The sequence below is a fragment of the Herbiconiux moechotypicola genome, assembly GCF_024979255.1.
GTDB lineage: Bacteria > Actinomycetota > Actinomycetes > Actinomycetales > Microbacteriaceae > Herbiconiux > Herbiconiux moechotypicola.
In genome coordinates this window covers 126,060-138,607 of the sequence record NZ_JANLCN010000003.1, presented here as the reverse complement: position 1 = coordinate 138,607, position 12,548 = coordinate 126,060, and the positions used below count along the sequence as shown (strand labels likewise).

General features: G+C 72.5%; 10 protein-coding genes and 1 pseudogene. 6 read left to right on the top strand and 5 right to left on the bottom strand.

Features of this window, described 5'->3' with window-relative positions; genetic code table 11:
* Positions 1–4: 4 nt before the first annotated feature.
* From N1031_RS05735 to N1031_RS05725, 3 genes are read right to left on the bottom strand one after another with little or no spacing between them, the layout of a single operon-like run.
* Positions 5–637: a hypothetical protein gene (locus N1031_RS05735; RefSeq protein ID WP_259478646.1), complete on the bottom strand. Its 633-nt coding sequence runs from the start codon at positions 635–637 to the stop codon at positions 5–7.
* The gene (locus tag N1031_RS05730) at positions 621–1,841 is read right to left on the bottom strand and encodes a MalY/PatB family protein (protein ID WP_259478645.1); all 1,221 of its coding nucleotides are present in this window, start codon (positions 1,839–1,841) and stop codon (positions 621–623) included. Before N1031_RS05730 ends, N1031_RS05735 begins: the two co-directional genes overlap by 17 nt.
* On the bottom strand, positions 1,838–2,323 hold the full coding sequence (locus tag N1031_RS05725) for a DinB family protein (protein WP_259478644.1): 486 nt from the start codon (positions 2,321–2,323) through the stop codon (positions 1,838–1,840). The genes N1031_RS05730 and N1031_RS05725 overlap by 4 nt, the downstream gene beginning before the upstream one ends.
* Before the next feature lie 136 nt (positions 2,324–2,459).
* Here N1031_RS05725 and N1031_RS05720 point away from each other — a divergent pair, with 136 nt between their 5' ends.
* Complete coding sequence (locus N1031_RS05720) at positions 2,460–2,996, top strand: CGNR zinc finger domain-containing protein (RefSeq protein ID WP_259478643.1); 537 nt, start codon at positions 2,460–2,462, stop codon at positions 2,994–2,996.
* A 97-nt stretch (positions 2,997–3,093) separates the two neighbouring features.
* On the opposite strand, the gene N1031_RS05715 is transcribed toward N1031_RS05720, so the two are convergent.
* Positions 3,094–4,941, bottom strand: a complete 1,848-nt coding sequence (locus N1031_RS05715) for a DEAD/DEAH box helicase (RefSeq protein WP_259478641.1) — start codon at positions 4,939–4,941, stop codon at positions 3,094–3,096.
* Positions 4,942–5,035: 94 nt separating this feature from the next.
* On the opposite strand from N1031_RS05715, the gene N1031_RS05710 reads away from it, so the two are divergent.
* Together N1031_RS05710 and N1031_RS05705 are read left to right on the top strand one after the other, a co-directional pair.
* A complete protein-coding gene (locus N1031_RS05710) occupies positions 5,036–7,687 on the top strand; it encodes a phosphoenolpyruvate carboxylase (protein ID WP_375163611.1) in 2,652 nt (883 codons plus the stop codon).
* A 57-nt stretch (positions 7,688–7,744) separates the two neighbouring features.
* Positions 7,745–8,485 (top strand): hypothetical protein, encoded by a 741-nt coding sequence (locus N1031_RS05705; protein ID WP_259478639.1) that lies wholly within the window; start codon positions 7,745–7,747, stop codon positions 8,483–8,485.
* A gap of 202 nt (positions 8,486–8,687) precedes the next feature.
* On the opposite strand, the gene N1031_RS05700 is transcribed toward N1031_RS05705, so the two are convergent.
* Entirely contained in the window at positions 8,688–9,476 is a 789-nt protein-coding gene (locus tag N1031_RS05700) for an ABC transporter permease (RefSeq protein ID WP_259478638.1), read from the bottom strand.
* A gap of 109 nt (positions 9,477–9,585) precedes the next feature.
* On the opposite strand from N1031_RS05700, the gene N1031_RS05695 reads away from it, so the two are divergent.
* The 3 genes and pseudogenes from N1031_RS05695 (at position 9,586) to N1031_RS05685 (ending at position 12,406) form a co-directional block, all read left to right on the top strand.
* Positions 9,586–10,374 carry a 3-oxoacid CoA-transferase subunit A gene (locus N1031_RS05695; protein WP_259478928.1) on the top strand — a complete coding sequence of 263 codons (789 nt, stop codon included), beginning with the start codon at positions 9,586–9,588 and terminating at the stop codon, positions 10,372–10,374.
* Positions 10,371–11,063, top strand: a pseudogene (locus tag N1031_RS05690) (3-oxoacid CoA-transferase subunit B); the annotation flags it as partial. The gene N1031_RS05695 and the pseudogene N1031_RS05690, both read left to right, overlap by 4 nt.
* Before the next feature lie 164 nt (positions 11,064–11,227).
* Entirely contained in the window at positions 11,228–12,406 is a 1,179-nt protein-coding gene (locus N1031_RS05685) for a thiolase family protein (RefSeq protein ID WP_259478637.1), read from the top strand.
* Positions 12,407–12,548: the final 142 nt, after the last annotated feature.

Here is a 12,548-nt window from a genome sequence, read left to right as displayed (position 1 = left end):
GTGGTCACGCGAGGGTCGTGAGGCTTTCGGAGTCGGGCACCTCGGTGCGCCCGCAGACGAGCGGGTAGTTTCGCGCCAGCGCCCGCTGCAGGCGCTGTGCCACGGGCCGGAGTTCCGAGACGGTCGTCGGCGGGGCGCCGCGCGGTGTACCCAGCAGCAGTCGCCCGCGGAGCGTGCGGATCGAGGCGGCGCTCGCCCGATCGAGCGTCGCGCTCTCGGGATGCGCCGCACCGCCGTCCCCGCGAGCGAAGACCAGGCCCGCCGTCCGCTCGTACCGGGCGAGCAGCAGGAGGCGTGTTCTCGTCGACACGGCGAGCTCCAGCGGAGTCCCCGCCACGATGTCGGTATCGGAGAGGTAGGGCTCGATCACTGCCCCGAAGGTGGTGGCCCATCTCGCCGGGGCGTGAGGGCTTCGCGAGAAGAGCATCGGGCCGGCCATCAACCCGATTCGCCTGGTCGACAGCACGGCGCCCTCGTCTGCCAGGCCGCCGAGCACACGGTCTAGGGTCGATCCTTGAATCCTCACCGTGACGGCCAGATCGCCCGTGGTCCAGGGTCCTGGTTGGGCGGCGAGGCACTCGATCACCCGATCGCGGCGGAGCTCTCGAACCCGGCGGTCGTCATCGGCGCGGCGCATGGCCGGGCCCGTCGAGCAGTCCGTCAGGTGCGCCGTCGAGCACCGCATCGACTCGCGCGAGCGCGCGGAGCAGCACCTGCTCCGAGGTGGCGAAGTTGAGTCGGGCGAACGACCGGGTGTCGACGATCGTGTGCTGCGAGAACTCCGCCCCCTCGCTCAGCAGCACCCCGCCTCGTCGGTGGAGGATGCCCGCGGGGTCCGATCCGATCGCTGTCGCCCCGAAGTCGAGCCAGGCGAGGTAGGTCGCCTCTGGCTGCACGTGCGCCACACCAGCACGCGACTCTACCCAGTCGGCCACGATGGCACGGTTTTCGGCAAGTCGGAGCCGAAGCCCGTCGAGCCAGGGACCCGAATCGTCCCATGCCGCACAGGTGGCGACCCGGCTCAGGATGCTCGGCTGGCCGAAGTAGTCCAGCGGCTCCCGCTCGATGCGGTCGCGCACCTCGTCGGGGCCGATGTGCGCCACGGCGCAGCGCATCCCGGCGATGTTGAAGGCCTTGGTGGCACTCGTGGCCGTGATGGTGCGTGCGGCGGCATCGGGCGACACGGAGGCGAACGGGATGTGCTCGCGATCACCATAGGTGAGGTCGGCGTGGATCTCGTCGCTCAGCACGACGAGGTCAAGATCGGCGGCGATCGTCGCGAGCGTGGTCAGTTCGTGCCGGTCGAACACGCGACCCGTGGGGTTGTGGGGGTTGACGAGCAGCAGCAGCCGGCAGCTGTCGCGGCGCAGACGTTCGGGGAGCCCTTCGTCGTCGAAGGTCCATCCTCGCGCACCCAGCCGGGCTGCGATGGGGATGATACGCCGCCCCGAGCGCTCGATGGCGGCGAGGAACGGGGGATAGGCCGGAACGTGCACCGCAACGCCGTCGCCCGGCTCGGTGGCGTGCTCGATCATCACCTGCAGCACCTGGATGAGATCGGTGAACACGCGGGTGCGACCCGGTTCCGGTGTCCAGCCGAACCGTCGCATCCGGCGTTCGAACGACAGCACGACAGGGTCGCCGCCGGGCCAGAACGGGTAGCCGAGGTCCTCTCTCGCGACGGCTCGGGAGAGCGCCTCGCGCACGGCTCCCGGAATGCCGAAGTCCATGTCGGCGACCCAGGCGGGCAGCACCTCCGGGGCGACGGCGCCCCACTTCACGCCCGCACCGCTGCGCAGGCGGCCCTCGTCGATCCGGTCGAACGGGCTCGAGCCGCTCACCGCGCGACCACCAGATCGCCTCGCTCGACCGCGAGAAGGAGGTCGCGCATCTGCTGCATCTGCCCGTGATGCTGGGCAAGCTCCTCGTAGACGTGCTGCAGTGCGGCGCCCGCGTCGAGCCCGCGGTCGGGGCCCTCGAAGTCGGCGGGCGGCTGCGCCTTCAGCGGGGCGGACGGATCGGCGGCCCGGAGGTCGAGCAGGAACCGGCCCCGCGTTTCCTCAGCCCGGGTCAGCAGGGCGGTCACGGAGCCCTCGGCCACGAACTCCGCGTCGCGGTCGCGGTCGATCGGGCGCCCGGCCACGAATCCGCCCACCCAGGCGTCCACCACTCCCAGACAGTGCGTGAGGAGAGCGTACGGGCTGTTGGCGCCCGGCAACGGCGGGCGCCGGTTCGCGAGGTCATCGCCGAGCTCGCGCACGATGTCGGTGAGACCTCGCAGGGCACGATCGGTGAAGTACCAGTAGTCGTCGGGGGTCAGCATGAGCGTTCCAATCGGGGGTCGATGGCCGGTGGGATCGGCGTCTGGATGTGCAGGAGAGCCGATGCGCCCGCGTGCGTCACCGGTTCAAGTGGTGACGATACTTGCATGAACTCCCGTCACCGGTCAAGATGGTGACGTGACACACGTGTTCGTCAGTGGTGAGGCGGCGCTCGACTTCGCTGGCACCCTCAAATGGCGCCGCGACGCGCCGGAGGAGCTGCTCGTCGTGGCGGCCGATCTCGATGACTGGGCGCTCCAGTCGGGTATCGTCTCGGCGCCGATCACCAGTTCGACCGCCGATCTCCTCGAGGCACGGGAGCTGCGCGAGGCGATCTACGCCGCCATCACCGCGCGACTGAGCGCCACCGCGCCCCCCGAGGAGGCGGTGGCCACGGTGAATCGCTTCGCCGCCACCCCGAGTGTGCGCCCGGTGCTGAGAGCCGAGGGGGTCGAGCACCTCGGATCTCCCCGGGAGGTGCTCTCGGCGCTCGCCCGCAACGCCGTCGAGGTAGTGGCCGATCCCGCGCTGGTCGTGAAGGAGTGCGGTCGCGATCGATGCACCCGCGTGTTCGTCGACCGCTCCCGCGGGTCCCGTCGCGCCTGGTGCGGCATGGAGGAGTGCGGCAACCGGGTCAAGGCCGCGGCCTATCGGCGCCGGCACTCGACCGTCTGAGGGCGCGCGGCTGAGGCCGGGCGACCGGGCCGCCGCCTCGGGCGTCGCCGCCCAGGTGCCGCCCGCCCCCGCGATCGCGGGGAGGACGCACAGGGCGTCAGTCGCGGGGGCGGCGGGTGTAGCGGTCGGGGCGGAGTTCGATGAGCTTGCCCGAGATGCGGGTGTCGCGGAGGCGGTCGAGGGTGCCGCGGGGGAGGTCGGCGGGGAGCTCGACGATCGAGAAGTCGGGCTTGATCTGGATGGCCCCGAAGTCTTCGCGGCGGAGGCCGCCCTCGTTGGCGAGGGCGCCCACGATCTGGCGGGGCTCGACACGCTGGCGGCGGCCGACCGCGATGCGGTACGACGCGAAGCGCTCCGAGGTGCGGGCACGCCGGTCGTCGCGGTCGGAGCCGTAGCGGTCGCCGCGACCGTCCCGCTCGTCGCGGTCGTAGCGCGACCCGCGGTCGCGATCGCGGTCCCGCTCGCCACGGGCGCCGCGATCCCCGCGCTCGAAACGGTCGCCCCGCTCGCCGCGCTCGCCCCGACCCCCGTCCCGGTCTCGGTCGCGATCGCGGTCGAACCGCGACCGCCGCTCCGGCTCGGGATCGGGCTCCAGCAGCAGCGGGGTGTCGCCCTGCGCCACCACCGCGAGCGCCGCCGCCACGTCGGCCTCGGGCACGTCGTGGTGCGACACGTAGTGTCCCACGATGTCGCGGAAGGTCTGGATCTGCTCCGGGTCGGCCAGCGCCGCCGTGATGGCGTCGTCGAACCGGGTGAGGCGCGTGGCGTTCACGTCGTCGACGCTCGGCAGCTTCATCTCGGTGAGCGGCTGGCGGGTGGCCTTCTCGATCGACACCAGCATGCGGCGCTCGCGCGGGGTGACGAAGCTGATCGCGTCTCCGGTGCGGCCCGCCCGGCCCGTGCGCCCGATGCGGTGCACGTACGACTCGGTGTCGATCGGCAGGTCGAAGTTCACCACGTGGCTGATGCGCTCCACGTCGAGACCGCGCGCCGCCACATCCGTCGCCACCAGGATGTCGAGCTTGCCCGACTTCAGCTGGTTCACCGTGCGCTCGCGCTGCGCCTGCGCCACGTCGCCGTTGATGGCCGCCGCCGAGTAGCCACGGGCCCGCAGTTTCTCGGCCAGGGTCTCGGTCTCGTTCTTGGTGCGGGTGAACACGATCATGCCCTCGAAGTTCTCGACCTCGAGGATGCGCGTGAGGGCGTCGACCTTCTGCGGGTACGACACCACGAGGTAGCGCTGGGTGATGTTGGCCGAGGTGGTGGTCTTCGACTTGACCGAGATCTCCTCGGGGTCGTTGAGGTACTGGCCCGAGAGCCGGCGGATCTGCGCCGGCATGGTGGCCGAGAACAGCGCCACCTGCTTGTCGTCGGGCGTGTCGGCGAGGATGGTCTCCACGTCTTCGGCGAAGCCCATCTTGAGCATCTCGTCGGCCTCGTCGAGCACGAGGTACTTCAGCTGCGACAGGTCGAGGGTGCCCTTGTCGAGGTGGTCCATGATGCGGCCGGGGGTGCCCACCACGATGTGCACGCCGCGGCGGAGCGCCGACAGCTGCACGCCGTAGCCCTGCCCGCCGTAGACGGGGAGCACGTGCACACCGCGCAGGTGCGCCGAGTAGCTCTCGAACGCCTCGCACACCTGCAGCGCGAGCTCGCGGGTGGGGGCGAGCACGAGCGCCTGCGGCGTCTTCTGCGCCAGGTCGAGGCGGGAGAGGATGGGCAGCGCGAACGCCGCGGTCTTGCCGGTGCCGGTCTGCGCGGTGCCGAGCACGTCGCGCCCCGCGAGCAGCGGCGGGATGGTGGCCGCCTGGATGGCGGAGGGGGTTTCGTAGCCCACGTCGCGGAGGGCCTTCAGCACCGCGTCGTCGAGGCCGAGGTCTGCGAAGGACGGGCCGGTGGGGGCGGTGGACTGGTCGGCCGAGTCGTCGGCGCTGGGGGAGGACATGGGGTCAACGGTAGTCCTCCGGCGGTGCCGGTGCTGGGAGGGAGGCCGTCGAACACGGCAGGATTTTCGCGGGGAGTGACCGGGCACTACCGTGATGAGGGTGAACAGCGAGTTGGAACCACCCGCCGACAGCACCGATCTCACCCGCCAGAGCGTCCGCGACGAGGTCGATCGCGACCTGCGCGCCGACGTGCGCCTGCTCGGAGCGCTGCTCGGCCGCGTGCTCACCGAGGCCGGCGGTGACGAGCTGCTCGCCGACGTGGAGAAGCTGCGCAGCCTCGTCATCCACGCCTATGAGCGCGACAGCGACGCCTCCATCGAAGACGCCGAGGCGCTCGTGGAGTCGTTCACCCCCGAGCGCGCCGAGCAGATCGCTCGCGCCTTCACCTGCTACTTCCACCTCTCCAACCTCGCCGAGGAGCACCACCGCGTGCGCGTGCTGCGCGCCGACGCCCCGCGCCCCGACTCGCTGCCCGCCGCGATCGAGAAGCTCACCGAAGAGCTGGGTCCGGATGCGGCGGCCGAGCGCCTGCAGTCGCTGCGATTCCATCCCGTGCTCACCGCGCATCCCACCGAGGCCCGCCGCCGCGCCATCGCCTCGGGCATCCGGCGCATCAGCGAGCTGCTCGATCAGCGCGACGCCGAGGACGGCGCCTCGGCGCTCGCCGAGAACGAGCGGCGTCTGCTCGAGGAGATCGAGGTGCTGTGGCGCACCTCGCCGCTGCGCACCACCCGCCCCACCCCGCTCGACGAGGTGCGCACCTCGATGGCCATCTTCGACCAGACGCTGTTCCAGACGGTGCCGAAGGTGTACCGACTGCTCGACGACTGGATGCTCGGGGCCGACGCCGGCCGGGCTCCCGCCCTCGCGCCTGCCTTCATGCGACTCGGCAGCTGGATCGCCGCCGACCGCGACGGCAACCCCTTCGTCACCGCCGAGACCACCAAGGCCGCCGCGGCCATCGCCGCCGAGCACGTGCTGCTCGGGCTCGAGCACGCCGCCGACCGCATCGGCCGCACCCTCACCCTCGACGAGGCCGACACCCCGCCGAGCGAGGCGCTCGTCGCACTCGCCGCCGAGCAGGAGCGCATCGCCGGCCGGGTCACCTCCACCATCGGCACCCGGGCGCCGAACGAGCCGCACCGGCGCGTGGTGCTCGTGATCGCCGAGCGCATCGCGGCCACGCGGCGCGGCGAAGACGGGCTCGCCTACGCCGGCCCCGAGCAGCTGCTCGCCGACCTCGCGGTGGTGCAGGAGTCGCTGCGCGCCGGCGGTGCCGCACGCAGCGCGAACGGGGAGCTGCAGAACCTCGTGTGGCAGGTGCAGACCTTCGGGTTCCACCTCGCCGAGCTCGAGGTGCGGCAGCACTCGAAGGTGCACCGGCAGGCGCTCGAGGAGGTCCGCGCGGGCGGCGCCCGCGGCGAGATGACCGAGGAGGTGCTCGAGGTCTACCGCACCATCAAGTACCTCCAGGGCCGCTACGGCGTCAACGCCGCCCGCCGCTACATCGTGTCGTTCACGCAGTCCTCCGCCGACCTCGCGGCCGTGTACGAGCTCGCCGAGGCGGCGCTCGGCGCCGACGCCCCCACGCTCGACGCCATCCCGCTGTTCGAGACCTTCGACGACCTGCAGGCCTCCACGCGCATCCTGAGCGAGATGATCGAGCTCGAGCCGGTGAAGGCGCGCATGGCGGCCACGGGGCGGCGCATCGAGGTGATGCTCGGCTACTCCGACTCGTCGAAAGACGTCGGGCCCGTGTCGGCCACGCTCGCGCTCTACTCGGCGCAGCAGCGCATCGCCGACTGGGCGGCCGAGAACGACATCGTGCTCACGCTCTTCCACGGGCGCGGCGGCGCGCTCGGGCGCGGCGGCGGGCCCGCCAACGAGGCCGTGCTCGCGCAGCCCCCGGGGTCGGTCGACGGGCGCTTCAAGCTCACCGAGCAGGGTGAGGTGATCTTCGCGCAATACGGCGACAAAGACATCGCGGTGCGCCACATCGAGCAGATGGCCGCGGCGACGCTGCTGGCCTCGAGCCCCTCGAACGAGGAGGCGAACCGCGCGGCGGCCGACGACTTCGCGGCGGTGGCGGCCACCATGGACGAGGCCTCGCGCATCCGGTTCTTCGAGCTGGTGAAGGCCGAGGGCTTCGCGCCCTGGTTCGCGCAGGTCACTCCGATGGAGGAGGTGGGGCTGCTCGCGCTCGGCTCGCGGCCGGCGCGGCGCGGGCTCTCGGTGGAGTCGCTCGAAGACCTCAGGGCCATTCCGTGGGTGTTCTCGTGGACGCAGGCGCGCATCAACCTCACCGGCTGGTTCGGGCTCGGCTCGGCGCTCGCCGCCGTGGGCGATGAGGCCGTGCTGCGCGACGCCTATGCGCGGTGGCCGCTGTTCCAGGCGATGATCGACAACGTCGAGATGTCGCTGGCGAAGACGGATGCGCGCATCGCCGAGCGCTACCTCGCCCTGGGCGAACGGCCCGACCTGGCCGCGCTCGTGCAGGAGGAGATGGCGCTCACGGCCGAGTGGGTGAAGCGCACCAGCGGGCACGAGACGATCCTCGAAGACCGGCCGGTGCTGCGGCGTGCGGTGCGGTTGCGGAGCCCCTATGTGGACGCGCTGTCGCTGCTGCAGCTGCGGGCGCTGCGGGCGGTGCGGGAGTCGGGGTCGAGCGATCCGGCGGATGCGCCGCACCGGCTGCTGCTGCTCGCCGTGAACGGGGTGGCGGCGGGGCTGCAGAACACGGGGTGACGCGCTGCGCTTCGCGTGCGGTGACCGCCCAGGCGGCGGGGAGCATCCGCTGGTAGCGTGGGGCGCCTGATGGCGTCGCTCTTCCTCCGCAGTGGTGCGCGCGGCTCCCGAAGGGCCGGGCGGGCGTGGGGGCGCGCGCTGACGGTGCTGGCGGCCGCGTCGGCGGTGGCGCTCGTGATGCTCGTGGTGATCGCGCCCACGCCGCAGACGATGGCGCAGACCACGCTCGGGCCGGGCGGTGCCGGCACGGGTGCCGGCGGGGCTCTCGATCTGGCGGGGCTCGCCTCCGGTGCCGTGGCGACGCAGGGGCTGTCCGTGCCGTCCGACGTGGCCGGAGCATCCGTGGTGCGCGACGGGTTCGGCGCGACCTCGGGGCTGGAGAACCTCTCGAAGGGGTCGACCAACCGCGACTGGGCGGTGCTCGTGCTCTACATGGCGGGGTTCCCGACGAGCGAGTCGAACGTCACCGTCATGCTGCGCTGGATGCGGCAGGAGAATGGTCCCGACAACTGGTGGCTGCGCAACAACCCGCTGAACAACGGGTGGGGGTCGGGCGGCGGCAGTGGGCTCGGCAGCTACGACAACCTCGTCACCGCGGCCGAGAACGTGGGCAACGCGCTGCACGGCAACTCGGGCTACGCGGCGATCGTCGCTGGGTTCGCGGCGTCGGCGCCCACCTCGCAGATCGAGGCCGCCATCTGGGCGTCGCCCTGGGCGAGCTCCCACTACGCCAACGGCGGACACTGGTCGTACAGCCCGGTGCCCGAGGTCGCGTCCCCCGCGGGCACCTGGGGCTGACGCCCGCGCGCGTCCACCGCATCCGGCCGCACCCGGCCCCGCTCATCCCGTCCCACCGTCGACCAACTCGACGCGGCGCATCCTGCCCGCCCGCCCCGCGCATCCTGCATCTCCACGCCTGCGCCACGCATCGCGCCTGCGCCGCATCCCGCCCCGCATCCCCACCCCCCTCGACCGGTCGCGAAGTGCCCTCTCGCGCGGGTCAGGGGGCGCTTCGTGACGGGTCGATCGCGTCGCGCGGTGTGGCGGTGGCGGCGGAGGCGGGCGTGCGGAGCGTGGCGGGGGCGCCGAACGCGGCCGAGACGAGCGTGACCGCGATGGCCGCGGCGAGCAGGATGCAGCTCAGCACGATCACTTGGAACTGGGCGGCCTCGAGCGGAGACGCCCCCGCGAAGACGGCGCCCACGAACGCGCCGGGGAGGGTGACGATCCCGGTGGTGCGGGTCTGATCGGTGGAGGGCACGAGCGCGGTCGACGCCGCCATCCGCACCAGTCGTTGCGTGGCGCGCCGGGGTGTGGCGCCGAGCGCGAGCCATCCCTCGATCTCGTCGTGCTGGGTGGAGAGTGCGGCGTTCAGCTGGCGGCCCATGAGAGTGGTGACCGTCATGGTGCCGCCGATCACGATGCCGGCGAGCGCGAGCACGGAGCGGCTGTCGACGCCGACCGCGCCCAGGGTGAACACCACGCCGAGCGGTACGGCGGCTGAGACGGCGATCACCAGCAGCACCACGACCGCGCCCCGCATCCCGACCTCGAGCCGGCGCGCGCTGACCGCCGTGGCCGCCAGCACCATCACGACGAGAAAGACAGCCACCCAGCGCGGGTCGGCGATGATGCCCGTGAGCAACAGACTCAGGATGCCCAACTGCACGCACGCGCGCACGATCGCCCACGGCTGCAACCACGGGCGTTCGAGGCGGAGCCGGGCGACGAGGGCGAACGTCACCGCGGTGAGGGCGAGCACCGCGAGACCCGTGGAGAGGAGGCTCATCTCTCCACTCTCCCTGATCGGGTCTTGCGCCGCGTGCTCGACGGCGGGAGAATTGTGTGCGAGTAGCGCACGAGCGTGCGCAGAGCGAACACAAGGAGGTGGCGAGGTGATCTCGAAGGTGAGACCCGGGCTCGAGGAGGCGGTGGCCGGCATCGAAGACGGGTCGACTGTCATGATCGGCGGCTTCGGCCGGGCGGGGCAGCCCGTCGAGCTCATCGACGCCCTCATCGCGCAGGGCGCCGGCGACCTCACGGTGGTGAGCAACAACGCGGGCAACGGCGATCTCGGCCTGGCAGCGCTGGTGGGGTCGGGCCGGGTGCGCAAGATCGTGTGCTCGTTCCCGCGGCAGAGCGACTCGTACGTGTTCGACGCCACGTACCGCGCAGGCGAGATCGAGCTCGAACTCGTGCCGCAGGGCAACCTGGCCGAGCGCATCCGGGCCGCCGGGGCGGGCATCGGCGCGTTCTACACGCCCACGGGTGTCGGCACCCTGGTCGCCGAGGGCAAGGAGACCCGCACCATCGAGGGGCGCGACTACATTCTCGAGTACCCCATCCGCGCCGATTGGGCGCTGGTGTCGGCGTTCAAGGCCGACCGCTGGGGCAACCTCGTGTACCGCAAGACGGCGCGCAACTTCGGCCCCATCATGGCGGCGGCGGCGCGCACCACGGTGGTGCAGGTCGACGAGGTCGTGGAGCTGGGAGCGCTCGATCCGGAGGCCGTGGTGACGCCCGGGTTGTTCGTCGATCGCGTGGTCGCGGTGGGGGAGCGGGCGTGGATGCGCAACGGCGCGTTCGTGGGGGTGTCCGGTGCGGCGGGGGCGGCCGCGGGTGCGGCATCGGCCCCAGGGACTGCGGCGCGGGATGCGGGGACACGGGATGCGGGGGCGGCGGCATGAGCGCCACGAGCGGCACCGCGGCGGCCGCGGGGGTGGACCTGCGGGAGCGGCGAGGCATCGGGCGGCGGGAGCTGGCGGCGCGGATCGCGCGCGACATCCCCGAAGGGTCGATCGTGAACCTCGGCATCGGGGCGCCGACGCTCATCGCCGACGCGCTGCCCGAGGGGCTCGAGATCATCCTGCACACCGAGAACGGGATGCTCGGCATGGGCCCCGCGCCGGCATCGGGCCTCGACGACCCCGACCTCCTCAACGCGGGCAAGCAGCCCGTCACCGAGCTGCCCGGCAGCGCCTACTTCCACCACGCCGACTCGTTCGGCATGATGCGCGGCGGGCATCTCGACGTGTGCGTGCTCGGAGCCTTCCAGGTGTCCGAGCACGGCGACCTCGCCAACTGGCACACCGGCGCGCCCGGAGCGATCCCCGCCGTCGGCGGCGCCATGGACCTCGCGATCGGCGCCAAGAACGTCTTCGTCATGACCGACCTGCTCACCCGCGACGGCGCCTCCAAGCTCGTCGCGAGCTGCAGCTATCCGCTGACGGGGGTCGGATGCGTGAGCCGCGTCTACACCGACCGCGCCGTCTTCGACGTCACCCCGTCCGGCTTCGCGGTCACCGAGCTTTTCGGTGACACCACGCTCGACGAGCTCCGCGCCCTCATCGGCCTCGACCTCGCCGACGCGACGGCGGGTACCCCGCCCGGTGCCACCGCACCCGTCACCCCGCGTGGCACCGAGCCCACCACCCCGCCCGGCACCGGAACCGCCGCGACCGACGCGGGCCGCGCATCCGTCACCCCCACCCCCTCCACCACCCAGGGCGACGACGCCCGCCCGACCACCGGGAGCATCCGATGACCGCCAGCTACGTGTACGACGCCGTGCGCACCCCCTTCGCGCGTTTCGGCAAGGCCTACGCCGAGGTGCGGCCCGACGATCTCGCCGCCTCGACCCTGAGCGCCCTGCTCGAGCGTTCACCCGGTCTCGACCCGGCCGTCATCGACGACGTCATCCTCGGTGCGGCGAACCAGTCGGGCGAGGACAACCGCGACGTCGCCCGCATGGCGGTGCTGCTCGCGGGGCTGCCGACCTCGGTGCCCGGGGCGACCGTGAACCGGCTGTGCGGGTCGAGCGTCGAAGCGGTGGTGCAGGCGTCGCGGGCGATCGAGGCGGGCGACGCGTCGATCGTGGTGGCGGGCGGCGTCGAGTCGATGACGCGCGCGCCCTACGTGGTGCCGAAGGCCGCGCGGCCGTGGGGTGCGGGCGACGTGACGATGACGTCGACCACCCTCGGCTGGCGCTTCGTCAACCCCGCGATGCCCGACGAGTGGAGCATCTCGAACGGCCTCTCGGCCGAGCTGCTCGCCGAGCGCTACGACATCTCGCGCGAGGAGCAGGACGCCTTCGCCGCCCGGTCGCACCAGCTCGCTGCGGCGGCGTGGGATGCGGGGGTGTACTCCGCGGAGACGACCGTGGTGCCCGGGTCTGAGCTGGTGCGCGACGAGGGCATCCGCGCGTCGTCGACCGTCGAGACGCTGGCGCCGCTGAAGCCGGCGTTCACCGTGGGCGGGAGCGTGACGGCGGGCAACTCGTCGCCGCTGTCGGACGGCTCGTCGATGGTGCTCGTCGCGGGGGAGTCGGCCGCGGGGTCGCTCGGCGGTGAGCCCCTCGCGCGCATCGCGGGGCGCGGGGTGTCGGGCGTGTCGCCCGAGGTTTTCGGCATCGCGCCGGTCGAAGCGGCGAACCGGGCGCTCGCGCGAGCCGGGCGCACCTGGGCCGACGTCGACGTCGTGGAACTCAACGAGGCGTTCGCGTCGCAGTCGCTGGCGTGCCTGAAGCTGTGGCCCGAGCTCGATCCGTCGATCGTGAACATCCACGGCGGGGCGATCGCGCTGGGGCACCCGCTGGGGGCGTCGGGCGGGCGCATCATCGGGCACGCGGCGCACGAGCTCGCCCGCCGCGGCGGGGGCGTCGCGGTTGCGGCGATCTGCATCGGCGTGGGGCAGGGCCTCGCGGTCGTGCTCGAGCGCTGAGCGGATGCGCGGGGCGGATGCGCGCGACGGCGCCGGGCGGTTCAGAGACGCAGGAATCAGCGCATCCGCTGCTGTAGGGCGGTCGGTCGGCGTGATTCTTGCGGTAGCGAACGGAAGGCACGCGCCTGCGCGGGGCGGGTGC

What these genes read in the sequence shown, in the direction of transcription:
- N1031_RS05715 (WP_259478641.1), bottom strand. Translation starts at nt 4,941, where the DNA reads ATGTCCTCCCCCAGCGCCGACGACTCGGCCGACCAGTCCACCGCCCCC.
- N1031_RS05735 (WP_259478646.1), bottom strand. Translation starts at nt 637, where the DNA reads ATGCGCCGCGCCGATGACGACCGCCGGGTTCGAGAGCTCCGCCGCGAT.
- N1031_RS05710 (WP_375163611.1), top strand. Translation starts at nt 5,036, where the DNA reads ATGAGGGTGAACAGCGAGTTGGAACCACCCGCCGACAGCACCGATCTC.
- N1031_RS05685 (WP_259478637.1), top strand. Translation starts at nt 11,228, where the DNA reads ATGACCGCCAGCTACGTGTACGACGCCGTGCGCACCCCCTTCGCGCGT.
- N1031_RS05700 (WP_259478638.1), bottom strand. Translation starts at nt 9,476, where the DNA reads ATGAGCCTCCTCTCCACGGGTCTCGCGGTGCTCGCCCTCACCGCGGTG.
- N1031_RS05725 (WP_259478644.1), bottom strand. Translation starts at nt 2,323, where the DNA reads ATGCTGACCCCCGACGACTACTGGTACTTCACCGATCGTGCCCTGCGA.